Consider the following 15,012-nt stretch of genomic DNA (forward strand, 5'->3'; position numbering starts at 1 on the left):
GAACGTTCGTCAAAGCAGACGTTCGTGAGCGTCTGTTCGTGGCCAATAGTACCTATTCGCCTAAGGCCGGGGGGATGTCGGCAACCGCTGCATAGCCGCCATCAGCAGACCAACGTCGAACGCTCGCAACGGATCGACTGTGTAATTCACAGACTAACGCAGCAGACATTTGGTCAGCTTTGACCAGGTGCCAAGCAAATTAGGATAGATAAAGCCTCCATCCACAGTCAGCTGAAATCGCGCAGCGACGGAGGCTCTAGTTGCTATCGAGCGGCAGTGGCCAGAGTGGCTGAACTCCTATCTGTCTCGGATCAGTAGGCACCCATGTAGTCGCGCTTACCGACCTCAACACCGTTGTGGCGCAAGATGGCATAGGTGGTGGTCACGTGGAAGAAAAACTGCGGCAGTCCGTAGTGCAGAAGATATGCGCCCGCGGTCAGCTTCTTTTCCTTGGGGGTGCCGGGGCGCAATACGATCTCGCGGCTCTCGCTTGAATCGAATTGCTCAGACTTGAAGGAGCCGATATGGGCCAAGGCTTTGGCGATCAACGCTTGCAGGTCGGCGAAGCTGACCTCGGTGTCGGGCCAGGACGGCACCTCGGCACCAGCCAGTCGGGAGGCAATGCCCTTGGAGAAGTCTGCGGCGATCTGCACCTGACGTACCAGCGGAAACATGTCAGGGAACAGCCGCGCCTGCAGCAGCGCATTGGGATCGATATTTTTTTGGGTCGCGTGGTCTTCGGCCTTCTTGAGCACATCGGACAGGGCGCGCAGCATCTGCTGCATGACGGGAACGGAGGCGTTGTACAGCGGGCTGGTCATGGTGAGTTCACTTCTAAAATTGGGCGCGATGGCCGGAGTTGGCGTGGCAGAGGGCCTGCCGACCATGCGAGGCTAACAGCACAGGGCGAACTGAATCGCCCCGGATTTTGTGGCCGGCTTTTCTTCCCGCTGGTAGTCGGAGCAGCCGTGTTGAAGGGCAGTTCACCAGCAAGAAGCGGACGTCAATTGCAGACACAGGACAGGGAGCCCTTCATATTCAAAACCTACCCGGCTTGCTCAAGATGCCGACCTTTCGTCATGGATAAATTCTTGCTGCAACAGCAGGTGCTGGAACGGCTCGCCGAAGACCTGCTGCAAGCCGAGCAGGCAGTGCGGGCGGCCCATGAAACGGCGACTCACGAAGAGAATGTCGCCGAAAACAAATACGACACGTTGGGACTCGAAGCCGCCTACTTGGCCACCGGCCAAGCTCGGCGCGCCGAAGCGATCCGCCAGGCGATGGCCAATTGGCGCCAATTCCGCCCGCGTCCCTACGACGCCAGCAAAGGCATACAGCTCGGCGCGCTGGTCTGCCTGATCGATTCCGACGACAAGCAGCAACAGCTTTTCCTCGGTCCGAATGGGGGCAGCATGACGTTGGTCAGCGGCGCTCAGTTCGTTCAGGTCATCAGCAGCGACGCACCTTTGGGCAGGGCCGTGCTGGGCAAATGCGAGGGTGATGAGGTGTCGATACAGGTGGCTCTGACCCGACGGCAGTTTGAGGTGCTGCGGGTTCATTGAGCCGCAAGCCTCAACCGAACCGAATTCCCTGCACCACGAAGGCATCAGGCGGGCTGCAAACCTGCAGCCCGCAGACCAGCCGCTAACCGCCGGTCTCAAGCGCCCCACGTCGCGCTATCTCGCTCAGCTGAAACAACTCCCCGGCCTTGCGAGCCAGTTCAGCCGCAAGCCAAAGCAGGTTGTCCAGTTGTCGAGGCCCATCCCCGCTGCACCAGTCGATGTCTTCCCCATGGCAGACCCACAGGAGCGCTTCGAGTTGAGAGAGGGTGTTTTCGAGAAGATCCGCCGGGTCTTGGGCGTTGTCTTCGGAAGCTACCGGCGTGCGACGCCGGGCTATAGTCTTGGTAGCCATTTTTGTGCGGTCCTTTAGAGGGTAGTTGCACGAACTTGGTTAGACGGTCGGGGTGCTCGTAACACCCTGGCCGTCGCCTTTTGATACCTCGCATTTGCATCGCTGCTTTCGCACCGACAACCTGCCGCGAGGCAAGCAGCCTTCAAACATCTCGGTGGTGGCTTGGTGTGTTGCGCCTTCCTTCTCCCCTTGTCGGGGTATCGAGTGACAGGGGCATTCACTTTAGAGAAGAACGCAGCAAAGCGAGCGTTCGACGCGGCGCGAAGTCGCGGCAACCGCCAACAAATACAGCTTCCGCAACGCGCCGCGCGCAGACCTCGTGGGCCCATGCCGTGCCAGTCCACAGCGGCTCCAAACGCTCACGCCGATGGGGTGCCTTGCGCAGCGAAATCAAGGAGGAGGCCGAAGGCCGGGGGACATTCGCGGAGCAAGGTGCCCCGTCGGCGTGAGCGTCGCCCCCGATGCGAGCAGAAAAACTTCAGTCCATCCAGGACCGCGCCTGGTCCAGGTGCTCCCGGCATTCACGCACCATGCGCTCGATCAGCTCCGCGCAGGTCGGCACGTCGTCGATCAGCCCGATGCACTGGCCGGCCGAGACCACACCGTTCTGCACTTCGCCCGACTCCAGCGCCGCGCGGCCGCGCGCGCCGGCCACCAGCGGGCGCACTTCCTCGAACTCGCAGCCGCCGGGGCGGTTCTCCGTCGCCACCACCTCTTCGGAGATCGCGTTGCGGAACACCCGCGCGGTATTGCGCATGGTGCGGAACATCAGCTTGGTGTCGCGCTCGGTCGCATTGACCAGCGCCTGCTTGATGTTCGGATGGATCGGCGCCTCCTGCGTCACGCAGAAGCGCGTGCCCATGTTCACGCCCTCGGCGCCCAGCGCGAGCGCTGCCGCCATGCCGCGCCCGTCGGCGATGCCGCCCGAGGCGATGATCGGAATGCGCAGCTTGCGCGCCGCAATCGGCAACAGCACGAGGCCGGGCACGTCGTCTTCGCCCGGATGGCCCGCGCACTCGAAGCCGTCCACCGACACCGCATCCACGCCATTGCGCTCCGCCGAAAGCGCATGGCGCACCGAGGTGCACTTGTGCACGATCTTCACGTCGTGGCGTTTCAGGGCCTCGATGAAATCCTTCGGGCTGTTGCCCGCGGTCTCCACGATCTTGATACCGCTGTCGATGATGGCCTGCACGTACTCCGCATACGGCGGCGGCTTCACCGCCGGCAGGATCGTGAGGTTCACGCCGAAGGGCCTGTCGGTCAGCGTGCGGGTGCGCGCGATCTCGCTGCGCAGGTCGTCGGGCGTGGGCTGCGTGAGTGCTGTCACGATGCCCAGGCCGCCGGCGTTCGACACGGCCGCGGCCAGCTCGGCGCGGCCCACCCATTGCATGCCGCCCTGCACGATCGGGTAGCGGATGCCGAGCAGTTCGGTGATGCGGGTCTTCATCCTTCGCCGCCCGCCTTACAGCGCCTTGACGAGTTCCGGCACAGCCACGAACAGGTCAGCCACGAGGCCGTAGTCGGCCACCGAGAAGATCGGCGCTTCCTCGTCCTTGTTGATCGCCACGATCACCTTGGAGTCCTTCATGCCGGCCAAGTGCTGGATCGCGCCCGAGATGCCCGCTGCGATGTACAGCTGCGGCGCGACGATCTTGCCGGTCTGGCCTACTTGCCAGTCATTCGGGGCGTAGCCCGCATCGACGGCGGCGCGGCTGGCGCCCAGGCCTGCGTTGAGCTTGTCGGCCAGCGGCGCCATCACTTCGGTGAACTTCTCGGCGCTGCCGAGGGCGCGGCCACCCGAGACGATGATCTTGGCGGCCGTCAGTTCGGGGCGTTCGCTCTTGGTGACCTCGCGGCCGACGAAGCTGCTCTTGCCGCTGTCTGCGACGCCTTCAGCAGTTTCGACGGTGGCGCTGCCACCGGTGGCGGCTGCGGCATCGAAGCCGGTCGTGCGCACAGTGATGACCTTGGTGGCGTCGCTGCTCTGCACGGTGGCGATAGCGTTGCCGGCATAGATCGGACGCTCGAAGGTGTCGGGGCTGTCCACCTTGGTGATGTCGCTGATCTGCGCGACATCCAGCTTGGCGGCCACGCGCGGGGCGACGTTCTTGCCGTTGGCGGTCGAGGGGAACAGGATGTGGCTGTAGTTGGCTGCAATCGCGAGGACTTGAGCAGCGACGTTCTCCGCGAGGTTCTCGGCCAGGCTCGGGCTGTCGGCCACGATGACCTTGGACACGCCGACGATCTGCGCAGCGGCCTTGCCAGCTTCGGCGGCATTGGCACCGGCCACGAGCACGTGGACATCGCCACCGCAAGCCAGCGCTGCAGTCACGGTGTTGAGAGTGGCCGGCTTGATGCTGGCGTGGTCGTGTTCGGCAATAACAAGTGCGGTCATGTTCAGATCACCTTCGCTTCGTTCTTCAGTTTGTCCACCAGCGTCGCAACGTCAGGCACCTTGATGCCCGCACCGCGCTTCGGGGGCTCGCTGACCTTCAGGGTCTTCAGGCGCGGCTTCACGTCCACACCCAGGTCCTCGGGCTTGAAGACATCGAGTTGCTTCTTCTTGGCCTTCATGATGTTGGGCAGCGTGACGTAGCGCGGCTCGTTCAGGCGCAGGTCGGTCGTGATGACGGCTGGCAGCGTGAGGGAGATGGTTTCCAGGCCGCCATCGACTTCGCGCGTGACGGTGGCCTTGTCGCCAGCGACTTCGACTTTGGAGGCGAAGGTGGCTTGGGGCAGGTCAGCCAGCGCAGCCAGCATCTGGCCGGTCTGGTTCGCGTCGTCATCGATGGCTTGCTTGCCGAGGATGATGAGCTGGGGCTGTTCCTTGTCGACCAGCGCCTTGAGCAGCTTGGCAACCGCCAAGGGCTGCAGCTCTTCGGTGGTCTCGACCAGGATGCCGCGATCCGCACCGATGGCCATGGCGGTGCGAAGCGTTTCCTGGCACTTCGCATCGCCGCACGAGACGGCGATGACTTCAGTCACAACGCCCTTCTCTTTCAGCCGAACCGCTTCTTCGACAGCGATCTCATCGAAGGGGTTCATGCTCATCTTGACGTTGGCAATGTCCACCCCGGTGCCGTCGCTCTTGACGCGCACCTTCACGTTGTAATCGACGACCCGTTTGACAGGCACAAGAATCTTCATGGTTGTTCCTTCAGAAATCAGATGAGGTTCGTTCACTCGAGCTTCGCGCCCGATTGCTTGATGAGCCGCTCCCACACCGGGCGCTCCTGCTTCCAGGCGGCGGCAAAGAGTTCGGGCGAGCTGTCGCGCAGCTCGAAGCCCATGGCCGCGATGCGCTCGCGCACGTCGGGCTGCTGCGAGGCCTTGCGCACTTCGTCGGCGATGCGGTCCACGATGGGCTTGGGCGTCTTCGCCGGCACCGCAAAGGCGAGCCAGCCGGTGACGCGGTAGGCCTCGTCTTTGAGGCCCTGCTCGGCGAGCGTCGGCACATCGGGCAGCGCGGCCATGCGGCGTTCGCCGCTCACGCCGATGGCCCGCACCTTGCCTGCGTCGATGTGCGGCTTGGCCACGAGCGCGCTCGCATAGGCCATCTGGATCTGCCCGCCGATCAGGTCCTGGATCATCGGCGCCTCGCCCTTGTAGGCGACGTGGTTCATGTCGGCCTGCTGCGTGAGGCTCATGTGCGCGCCGGCCAGGTGCGGGTAGGCGCCCACGCCGTAGGAACCGTAGGCGACCTTGCCCTTGTTCGCGGCGACGTATTTCAGGAGCTCCGGCGCGGTCTTCACCGGCACGCTCGGATGCACGACCAGCACCAGCGGTCCCATCGCCACCTGGTAGACCAGCGTGAGGTCGCGCTGCGTGTCGTAGGGCAGCTTCTCGTAGAGGAATTCGTTGGTCAGCAGCGCGTTGCTGAGCGAGAAGACGACGGTGTAGCCGTCCGGCGCCGACTTGGCGACCGCATCGGTGCCGATGATGCCGGCCGCACCCGGCTTGTTGTCGATGACCACAGGCTGGCCGAAGCCGGCCGACATCTTCTGGCCCAGCACGCGCGCGAGCACGTCGGTCGCGCCGCCGGCCTGGAAGGGCACGACGAGGCGGATCGGCTTGTTCGGGTAGGGCGCCTGCGCATGAGCGGGCGCCAGCGCGAACAGCGCGGCGGTCGATGCGGCTGCGGCGCAGAGCAACGCGCGGCGGTTGGAGGATGAATGGGCCATGGTCTTTTGTCTCCCGTTGGTTTCAGAAACTCTTGAGGTTCAGTTCAGCGCAATGCGCGTTTTGACGGGCAGCGGCGCCAGCGCCTTCTGCAGCCGCTCCTGCATCACTGCGGCCAGCGCGCCCGCCTCGGCGGCGTCGATCTGCACGTGCACGAGGCTTTCGCCTTCGGTGGTCACCACGGGCCGTGCCGCATCGCTCGCACCGAGTTCGGCGCACAGTTCGGCGACCGTCGCGGCCACCACCTGCCGCGCGGCCATCGCGCGCAGCTCGGGCTTGTAGATCTTGCCGACGTTGGTCATCGGCATCGCGCCGATCACCGACACCCACTTGGGCCTGGCGGGCGCTTCGTCCACGCGCGCGGCGGTGAAGGCGAGCAGTTCCTCTTCGGTCGCCGAGGCGCCGGGCACCAGCGTCGCGAAGATCACGGGCAGTTCGCCCGCATAGGCATCGGGCGCGCCGACTGCCGCGCACAGCTGCACCGCCGGGTGCGCGCCGAGCGCGTCCTCGATGGTCTTCGGATCGATGTTGTGGCCGCTGCGGATGATGAGGTCCTTCGAGCGGCCGGTGAGGTTCAGCCGCTCCTCGCTGTCCATCCAGCCCAGGTCGCCGGTCGCGAGCCAGCCGTCGGAGGTAAAAGCTTTCGCGTTGTCCGCCGGATCGACGAAACCCGAGAACACGTTGGGCGACTTGAAGAGCACCATGCCCTGCTCACCAGGCGCCACGTCGCGGTCACTCGCGTTGCCGCTTTCGTCGAGCGCGACGATGCGGATCCGCGAGTACGGCAGGCGAAAACCGACGCAGCCCGCGGGCCCGTTCACACCGGGCGGCGTGATGGTCGAGATGCCGGCCATCTCCGTCATGCCCAGGCTCTCGTGCACATGCAGGCCGAACAGGCGCTCGAAGCGCGCGGCCAGCTCGGGCGCGAGCACCGCGGCGCCGGTGCGGCAGTAGGTGATCGAGGAAATGTCCGCGCCATCGAGCGGCACATTAGCGAGCGCCGCGAGCACCGTCGGCACGGCCGAGAGCGAGCTCGGCCGGTACTTCGCGACCAGCTTCCAGTAATTGGCCAGCACCTCCTTGTTGCGCAGCAGCGAGGGCGTCGGAATGATCACCTCCACGCCCGCCGACAGCGCCGAGAGCGAGGCCGGCAGCACGCCCGCCACATGGAAGAGCGGATAGCCGTTGATCGAGATGCCGTTCTCGTTCATGCCCGCGAGCTGCACGCTGGCCCAGGCAGTGAACACCTGCGCGCCGTGGCTGTGGCGCGCGAGCTTGGGCGCGCCGGTGGTGCCGCCGGTGTGGAAGTAGGCGGCGATGTCGGTGGGCGCGATGTCGCGGCCGCTCACGAGGTGGTCGCTCGGTTGGGCCGCGCGCAGCGCGTCGAACTCCGCCACGCCTTCAGGCAGCGCGCCCGCAGCACCGGGCTCTTCGTCGTGCGGCGCCACGCGCAGCACGGTCGTGAGCGTGGGCACCTGGCCGCGCAGGCGCATCGCCTTCGACCACATGCCCGATTCGGCGTCCGAGCCGTAGGCGATCAGCACCTTCGCGCGCGCCGCGGTCATCAGCGCGACCAGCTTCTCGTCCGTAAGCAATGGGTTCAGCGGCTGCACGATGCCGGCCGCTTCGCCGCCCCAGAGCGCGAGGTGGTATTCGAGGCAGCCGGGCAGCAGCACCGCGACCGCGTCTTCGGGCCCCACGCCCAGCGTGTGCAGCAGGTTCGCGGTCTGGTGGATGCCCGCGAGCAGTTGGGCGTATGACCAGCGGATCGGCTCATCGGCCGGATTGCCGCTGCGCAGGAAGGTCAGCGCCGTCTTGTCGCCGAACGCCGCGCCGGAATTGCGGAACAGTTCGTAGGTGCTGCGCACCGTGAGCGCTTCTTCGAGCGGCGTTTCTTCCAGCCGCCGGATGTCGGCGAGGCCGCGCACCGGGAACAGGGGGCGGAACGGCGCAGCGGCCGTCTTCTTGTTGTTGTTGTCGTTGCCTGTCATGTTGTCTCCTTGATGTCGTCTTGCGGCCGCGCGCGAAGCGCCCTGTTTTACTGGTTCGTGATCTTGTTGTCGCGAATGACCTTGCCCCAGCGTTCGAAGTCCTGGCGCATGCGTGTGCCGGTCTGCTCGGGCGTGCGGTAGGCCGCGAAGGAGCCGACGCTCTCGAGCTTTTCCTGCACCTGCTTGTCGGCCAGCGCGGTCTTCAGTTCGGCGCTCATGCGGTCGATCACGTTCTTCGGCGTGCCGGCCGGCGCCAGCAGGCCGCCCCACGAGGTCGCATCGAAACCGGGGAAGCCTTGCTCGGCCACTGTCTTCACGTCGGGCAGCAGGCTCACGCGCTGGCCCGAGCCGACGGCGATGGCGCGAAGCTTTTCCGCGCGGATGTGCGGCAGAACGGCCACGAGGTCCGAGAACATCGCGGGCACCTGGCCGCCGATGAGGTCGGTCACGGCCGGCGCGCTGCCGCGGTAGGGCACGTGCTGCATGTCGAACTTGCCGATGGTCTTCAACTGCTCGGTCGTCAGGTGGCCGAAGCTGCCGGCGCCGGCCGTCGTGTAGTTGAGCTTGCCGCCCTCGGCCTTGGCCTTGGCGATCAGGCCCTGCAGGGTGGTCACGTCGGGCAGCGATTTCGGGTTCACCACCAGCACGATCGGCAGGTCGTACACCGAGCCCACGGGCGTGAAGTTCTTGAAGATGTCGTAGCTGGTCGGGCCGTAGAGGTGCGAGGCCAGCAGCGTGGGCGTGGCGAGCATCACGAAGGTGTAGCCATCCGACGGCGCGCGTGCCGCGGCGGCAGCGCCCACGGTGCCCGAGGCGCCGCTGCGGTTGTCGATGACGATGTTCTGCTTGAGCGCGACCGACATCTTCTGCGCCACGATGCGCGAGGCCACGTCGGTCGGGCCGCCGGGTGGGAAGGGCACGATCAGCGTGATCGGCTTGGCGGGCCAGGCTTGCGCGAAGGCGCTGCCGGCGATGAGTGGAAGGGCCAGGGCGACGAGTGCACGGCGAACGGGATTGCGGAGGGAGCGGAAAGCGGAACGGGAAACAGGGGAGGCCATGGACTTCAGTTGCTACTTCTTCAGGGGATCAGGAATGCAGGCGCGTCTTCTTCAGACGACGCCACTGGTTTTCAGCGCGGCCAGCTTGTCGTCCGACAGGCCGAGCAGGGACTGGAGCACGTCGTGCGTGCCTTCGCCCAGGGTGGGCGGCGCGTTGCGCACCGGCAGGCGCTCGCCATCGAAACGGTAGGGCGGCGCGAGCACGTTGACCGTGCCGGCCACCGGATGCGGCTGCTCGGTCACGAGGCCCGCATCGGTCGCTCGCTTCGACTGCAGCGCTTCGAGCAGGCCCAGCACTTCGCCGCACGGAATGCCCGAGGCGGTGAGCTTGGCGAGCAGGTCGACGCGCTGGCGCTTCGCGAGTTCGGCGTGCAACTCGGGCAACAGCACCGCGCGGTTCGCCGAGCGCAGGATGTTGGTCTTGAAGCGCTCGTCGGCCGCGAGGTCGGGCCGATCGATCACGTCGGTGCAGAAGCGCGCGAACTGCGCGTTGTTGCCCACCGTGATGACCAGCGGACCATCGGCCGCGTCGAACACGCCGTAGGGAACGATCGACGGGTGCGAGTTGCCGTAGCGCGGCGGGTCTTCGCCCATCAGCAGCGCTTCGAGGCCGTAGTAGGCGGTGATCATCAGGCCGCAGTCGAACAGCGCCATCTCGACGTGGCGGCCCTTGCCGGTCTTTTCGCGCTGGTAGAGCGCGGCGAGGATGGCTTGCGCCGAGTACATGCCGGTGAACAGGTCCACGGCGGCAACGCCGAACTTCAGCGGCGGCTGGTTCGCTTCGCCGTTCAGCGCCATGAGGCCCGCCTCGCCCTGCACCACGAGGTCGTAGCCGGGCCTCGCGGCTTCGGGGCCGGTGCGGTCGTAGCCCGAGATCGAGCAGTAGATGAGGCCCGGCTGTTCCTTGCTCAGCTGCTCGTAGCCGAGGCCGAGCTTGTCGATGCCGCCGAACTTGAAATTCTGGATCACCACGTCGCACTGCTTCGCAAGATCGCGCGCGAGCTGCTGGCCTTCGGGCGTTTGCAGGTCGAGCGTGACCGAGCGCTTGTTGCGGTTCACGCTGTTGAAGTAGGCCGTCTCGGTCTTGCCGACGCGCAGGCCCCAGTCGCGCGTGTCGTCGCCGCGGCCCGGGTGCTCGACCTTGATCACCTCGGCGCCCATGTCGGCCAGCACCATGCCGCACCAGGGGCCCGCGAGGATGCGGGACAGATCGAGGACGCGCACGCCGGCAAGCGGCAGCGAGGAATTCAGCAGTGGCATGAGGGCTCCAGGAAATCGTGATGGCGGGTTGCGTGCGAAATAGCAGCCCGAACGGTTGTTGGAATAGCCAAAAATCACTCCTTGCACCGTTCGCCCTGAGCCTGTCGAAGGGCTGTTCGCAGTGGGCGCAAGGCTTCGACAGGCTCAGCCCGAACGGTTTAATTTTGGTTTTGGGTTCGATGAGGATGAGGCAGAGGCTTCAGGACGCGTCCTGCTTCCTGTGGCGCAGCGCGGCGAAGTCGGCCTTGCGCTTGCCGAGGAATGCACCGATGCCTTCGGCCGCTTCGGCATCCGCCTGCGACTCGACCATGTACACGGCCTCGCCTTCGAGCTGTTCTTCGAGCGTCGCGCGATGCGCCTGGCGGCACAGCGTCTTGATGCGTGCGCTCGCGCGCTGCGGACCTTCGGCCACCTTCGCCGCGAGCGCAATCGCTTCGGCCAGCGCCGCGCCCTTGTCGGTCAAGCGGTTGACCGCGCCCAGCGCATGCAGCCGCTCGGCCGGCATGCGGTCGCCGGTGAGGCACATCTCGGTGAGCACCTGGCGCGAGACGAACTCTGCGAGGAAGGCGGTCGCACCGCCGTCCGGCGTGAGGCCGACCTTGACGTAGGCCACCGTGTAGAACGCATCGCGCGCCGACACCAGCATGTCGCAGGCCAGCGCCATCGACAGGCCCGCGCCGGCCGCGCCGCCTTCCACGGCCGCGATCACCGGCTTGCCGCAATCGCGGATCGCGCGGATCAGGTCGTGCAGGCCTTCGAGTTTTTCGCGGCGTTCCGAGGCGGGCAACTCGCGGCGCTTGGCCAGCAGGTTGAGGTCGCCGCCGGAGCAGAAGAAATCGCCCGCGCCGGTGAAGACGACGGCGCCCACTTCGGGGTCGTTCTGCGCATCAATGAGCGCGGCCGAGAGTTCGGCATACAGCGTCGGCGTGATCGCGTTGCGGGCGCCAGGGTTGCTGTTCGTCAGGATGCGGACCGCGCCCTGCTGCGAGATCAGGACTGTCTTCGTGTCGCTCATGCCGCCAGCCCCTTACCGAGCGCGATGTAGCGCTGCAAGTGATGGTCTTCGTCGCCGAGCTGGTGATCGATCATCACGAGCCGCTTGGCGTAGTGCGGCAGCGGCAGCTCCCACGTCATGCCGATGCCGCCGTGCATCTGGATGCTTTCTTCCGCCACCAGCGCGCCGATGCGGCCGATGCTGAACTTGGCGGCCGACAGGGCGCGCTCGCGCGCCACGCGGTCCGTACCGCCGCTGGCGGCTGCGGCGTTGATCACCGCCGAGCGCGCCTGTTCGATCTCGAGCAGCAGGTCGGCCATGCGGTGCTGCAGCGCCTGGAAGCTGCCGATCAGGATGCCGAATTGCTTCCGCGTGCGGAGGTACTCCAGCGTGGCGGTCTTGGCGGCTTCCATCGCGCCGACGGCTTCGGCGCACAACGCCAGCACGCCGCGGCCGATGGCGCGTTCCAAGGTCGCGGCGCCCTGGCCTTCGGTGCCGAGCAATGCATCGGTGCCGAGCTTCACGCCGTCGAACGTGAGTTCGGCGACGCGGCCGCCGTCGATGGCTGGGCAGCCGCGCACCGTGAGGCCTGCGGTCTTTGCAGGCACGAGGAACAGCGAGATGCCGGCTTCGTCATCGACGTTGCCCGAGGTGCGGGCCGAGACGAGGAACAGGTCGGCCTGCTCGCCCTGCGGCACGACGGCCTTGGCGCCGTTCAGCACCCAGCCATCGCCGCTGCGCTCGGCCTTGGTTTGCACGCGCGTGCGTTCGTAGTGCGTGTCGGCTTCGTCGTGCGCGAAGGCCGCGACGGTCACGCCGTTGATGATGTCGCCGAGCTTTTCCTTCTGCGCATCGCTGCCGGCGGCGCTGAGCGCTTCACCGACCATGACGGCGCCCAGCAGCGGTTCGACCACGAGACCACGGCCCAGCGCTTCGAAGACCACGGCGATGTCGAAGCCGCCGCCGCCGAAGCCGCCGTCGGCTTCGCTGAACAACGCGCCGATCACGCCCAGTTCGGCGAACTGCTGGAAGATTTCCTTGCTGAACCCGTGCGCGGACTTCGCGATGCGGTCGCGCGCATCGAACGCGTACTGCTCGGCGATGAAGCGGTTCAGGCTGTCGGCGAGCATGCGCCGGTCTTCGGTGTGTTCGAAGTTCACTGCATGTCTCCTTACAGGCCCAGGATCATCTTGCTGATGATGTTTTTCTGGATTTCGTTGGAGCCGCCGAAGATCGACAGCTTGCGGTTGTTGAAGTAGCGTGCGGCGGCCGCCTTCGCGTAGGCCGGTCCGAAGGTCTCGCCCCCCTTCTCGGTGTAGCCGTCGTGCAGGGCTTCCTCGACGAAGGGGCGCCCGTAGACGCCCATTGCGCGGCGGGCCAGCGACGAAATCTCCTGGCGGATTTCCGTGCCGCGAATCTTCAGCATCGAGCTCTCCGCACCCGGCACGCCGCCGCCGGCCACGGCAGCGATCACGCGCAGGTTCGTCGTCTTCATGTTCTCCAGGTCGATTTCCACGCGCGCCATGCGCGCGGCGAACGACGGGTCTTCGGCGAGCGGCCTGCCGTTCTTCACCTGCTTGGCGGCAATGCCCTTGAGCTGTTCGAGCGCCGCCACCGAGAAGCCCACGCCCGCGATGTTGGTGCGTTCGTAGGTCAGCAGGTACTTGGCGCAGGTCCAGCCCTTGTTCTCTTCGCCCACGAGGTTCTCGGCCGGCACGCGCACGTCGGAGAAGAACACTTCGTTCACTTCATGCTCACCGTCGAGCGTGATGATCGGGCGCACTTCCACGCCGGGCGCGGTCATGTCGATCAAGAGGAAGCTGATGCCTTCCTGCTTCTTCGCCTCGCGGTTGGTGCGCACCAGGCAGAAGATCATGTTGGCGTGCTGGCCCAGCGTGGTCCAGGTCTTCTGGCCGTTCACGATGTAGTGATCGCCCTGTGCATCGATGTCGCGCACGGCCGAGGTCTTCACCGCCGCGAGGTCGGAGCCCGCGCCGGGTTCCGAATAGCCCTGGCACCACCAGTCCGAGCCATCGAGGATGCGCGGCAGCCAGCGCTGCTTCTGCGCCTCGTTGCCGTACTTGATGAGCACCGGCCCCAGCATGTTCACGCCGAAGGGCACGATGCGCGGCGCGAAGGCGAGGGCGCATTCGTGTTCGAAGATGAACTTCTCCACCGCCGTCCAGCCCGGGCCGCCGTACTGCTCGGGCCAGTGGTTGGCGAGCCAGCCGCGTTCGTTGAGGATGGCGTGCCATTCCTGCATGTCGGCCTTGCTGAGAATCTGGCCGCCGCTGACCTTCGCCGAGAGGCGCGCGGGCAGCTTGTCGGCGAGGAAGGCGCGCACTTCCGCGCGGAAGGCTTCTTCTTCGGAGGTGAAGTTCAGGTCCATTGCTGGCTCCTCAGTAGATTTCAAAGAGGCCGGCCGCGCCCATGCCGCCGGCGATGCACATCGTCACGACCGCGTACTTCGCACCGCGGCGCTTGCCTTCGATGAGCACATGGCCCGTGAGGCGCGCCCCGGTCATGCCGAAGGGGTGGCCGATGGAGATCGCGCCGCCGTTCACGTTGAGAAGTTCCGACGGAATGCCCAGCTTGTCCTGGCAGTAGATCGACTGCGAGGCGAAGGCTTCGTTGAGTTCCCACAGGCCGATGTCCTCGACCTTGAGGCCATGGCGCGCGAGCAGCTTGGGCACCGCGAACACGGGGCCGATGCCCATTTCGTCGGGCTCGCAGCCAGCCAGTGCGAGGCCGCGGAAAGCGCCGAGCGGCTTGATGTTGGCGCGCTCCGCGTCCTTCGCTTCCATCAGCACGCAGGCCGAGGCGCCGTCGGAAAGTTGCGAGGCGTTGCCGGCGGTGATGAACTTGTCCTCGCCCATCACGGGCTTGAGCTTGGCCAGCGCCTCGTAGGTGGTGCCGCGGCGGTTGCAGTTGTCTTCCGTGGCGGTGACTTCGCGGTAGGTGACCTCCTTGGTCTCCTTGTCGGTCACGGCCATCGTGGTGGTGCAGGCGACGATCTCGTCCTTGTAGCGGCCTGCGATCTGCGCTTCTTCGGTCTTGCGCTGGCTCTCGGCGGAGAAGCGGTCCTGCGCCTCGCGGCTGATGCCGTAGCGCTTGGCGACGATGTCGGCCGTGTCGATCATCGCCATGTAGAGCTCGGGCTTGTGCTCGACGATCCACGGGTCCAGGCTGAGGTCGCCGCCATCGCCGGGGCTGCGGCCGCGGATCTGCGAAATGCTTTCGACGCCGCCCGCGATCATGGCCGGCGCACCGTCCACCACGATGCGGCCCGCGGCCATCGCGATGGCCTGCAGGCCCGAGGCGCAGAAGCGGTTCACGGTGGTGCCGGCGATGCTGATCGGCAGGCCCGAACGGATGATGGACTGGCGTGCGATGTTGCGGCCCGTGGTGCCCTCGGGGTAGCCGCAGCCGAGGATCGCGTCCTCGATGAGTGCCGGGTCCAGCCCCGAGCGTTCGACCGCGGCCTTCACCGCGAAAGAGGCCAGCGTGGCGCCGGGGGTGATGTTGAATTCGCCGCGGTGCGCCTTGGTGAGCGGGGTGCGGGCGGTGGAAACGATGACGGCTTCACGCATGGGGATGTCTCCTGGACGGTTGG

The 15,012-nt window shown here is 66.1% G+C and carries 14 protein-coding genes; 1 reads left to right on the forward strand and 13 read right to left on the reverse strand.

The features are described from left to right. Nucleotides 1-311 precede the first annotated feature (311 nt). Nucleotides 312-821 (reverse strand): DUF1993 domain-containing protein, encoded by a 510-nt coding sequence (locus VARPA_RS04320; protein ID WP_013539329.1) that lies wholly within the window; start codon nucleotides 819-821, stop codon nucleotides 312-314. A 258-nt stretch (nucleotides 822-1,079) separates the two neighbouring features. Here VARPA_RS04320 and VARPA_RS04325 point away from each other — a divergent pair, with 258 nt between their 5' ends. Beyond that, complete coding sequence (locus VARPA_RS04325) at nucleotides 1,080-1,562, forward strand: GreA/GreB family elongation factor (protein ID WP_013539330.1); 483 nt, start codon at nucleotides 1,080-1,082, stop codon at nucleotides 1,560-1,562. A gap of 82 nt (nucleotides 1,563-1,644) precedes the next feature. Here VARPA_RS04325 and VARPA_RS04330 read toward each other — a convergent pair whose 3' ends face one another. From VARPA_RS04330 to VARPA_RS04385, 12 genes are all read right to left on the reverse strand, one after another. Continuing rightward, nucleotides 1,645-1,914 carry a hypothetical protein gene (locus VARPA_RS04330; RefSeq protein WP_013539331.1) on the reverse strand — a complete coding sequence of 90 codons (270 nt, stop codon included), beginning with the start codon at nucleotides 1,912-1,914 and terminating at the stop codon, nucleotides 1,645-1,647. Nucleotides 1,915-2,392: 478 nt separating this feature from the next. Beyond that, on the reverse strand, nucleotides 2,393-3,364 hold the full coding sequence (locus VARPA_RS04335) for an NAD(P)H-dependent flavin oxidoreductase (RefSeq protein ID WP_013539332.1): 972 nt from the start codon (nucleotides 3,362-3,364) through the stop codon (nucleotides 2,393-2,395). Nucleotides 3,365-3,379: 15 nt separating this feature from the next. Continuing rightward, nucleotides 3,380-4,312 (reverse strand): electron transfer flavoprotein subunit alpha/FixB family protein, encoded by a 933-nt coding sequence (locus VARPA_RS04340; protein WP_013539333.1) that lies wholly within the window; start codon nucleotides 4,310-4,312, stop codon nucleotides 3,380-3,382. 2 nt (nucleotides 4,313-4,314) lie between these two features. Further along, nucleotides 4,315-5,064 carry an electron transfer flavoprotein subunit beta/FixA family protein gene (locus tag VARPA_RS04345; protein WP_013539334.1) on the reverse strand — a complete coding sequence of 250 codons (750 nt, stop codon included), beginning with the start codon at nucleotides 5,062-5,064 and terminating at the stop codon, nucleotides 4,315-4,317. A 32-nt stretch (nucleotides 5,065-5,096) separates the two neighbouring features. Then, on the reverse strand, nucleotides 5,097-6,098 hold the full coding sequence (locus VARPA_RS04350; RefSeq protein ID WP_013539335.1) for a Bug family tripartite tricarboxylate transporter substrate binding protein: 1,002 nt from the start codon (nucleotides 6,096-6,098) through the stop codon (nucleotides 5,097-5,099). A gap of 39 nt (nucleotides 6,099-6,137) precedes the next feature. Beyond that, nucleotides 6,138-8,087, reverse strand: coding sequence for an acyl-CoA synthetase (locus VARPA_RS04355; RefSeq protein WP_013539336.1), 1,950 nt, complete (start codon nucleotides 8,085-8,087; stop codon nucleotides 6,138-6,140). A gap of 47 nt (nucleotides 8,088-8,134) precedes the next feature. Further along, nucleotides 8,135-9,145: a Bug family tripartite tricarboxylate transporter substrate binding protein gene (locus VARPA_RS04360; RefSeq protein WP_013539337.1), complete on the reverse strand. Its 1,011-nt coding sequence runs from the start codon at nucleotides 9,143-9,145 to the stop codon at nucleotides 8,135-8,137. Nucleotides 9,146-9,196: 51 nt separating this feature from the next. After that, on the reverse strand, nucleotides 9,197-10,405 hold the full coding sequence (locus tag VARPA_RS04365) for a CaiB/BaiF CoA transferase family protein (protein WP_013539338.1): 1,209 nt from the start codon (nucleotides 10,403-10,405) through the stop codon (nucleotides 9,197-9,199). A 199-nt stretch (nucleotides 10,406-10,604) separates the two neighbouring features. Next, nucleotides 10,605-11,420 (reverse strand): oxepin-CoA hydrolase, alternative type, encoded by an 816-nt coding sequence (locus VARPA_RS04370; RefSeq protein ID WP_013539339.1) that lies wholly within the window; start codon nucleotides 11,418-11,420, stop codon nucleotides 10,605-10,607. Next, nucleotides 11,417-12,559, reverse strand: a complete 1,143-nt coding sequence (locus VARPA_RS04375; protein ID WP_013539340.1) for an acyl-CoA dehydrogenase family protein — start codon at nucleotides 12,557-12,559, stop codon at nucleotides 11,417-11,419. The genes VARPA_RS04370 and VARPA_RS04375 overlap by 4 nt, the downstream gene beginning before the upstream one ends. Nucleotides 12,560-12,570: 11 nt before the next feature. Further along, the gene (locus tag VARPA_RS04380; protein ID WP_013539341.1) at nucleotides 12,571-13,788 is read right to left on the reverse strand and encodes an acyl-CoA dehydrogenase family protein; all 1,218 of its coding nucleotides are present in this window, start codon (nucleotides 13,786-13,788) and stop codon (nucleotides 12,571-12,573) included. 10 nt (nucleotides 13,789-13,798) lie between these two features. Then, nucleotides 13,799-14,989, reverse strand: coding sequence for an acetyl-CoA C-acyltransferase (locus tag VARPA_RS04385; protein ID WP_013539342.1), 1,191 nt, complete (start codon nucleotides 14,987-14,989; stop codon nucleotides 13,799-13,801). Nucleotides 14,990-15,012: the final 23 nt, after the last annotated feature.

It is taken from the genome of Variovorax paradoxus EPS (assembly GCF_000184745.1).
Classification (GTDB): Bacteria; Pseudomonadota; Gammaproteobacteria; order Burkholderiales; family Burkholderiaceae_C; genus Variovorax; species Variovorax paradoxus_C.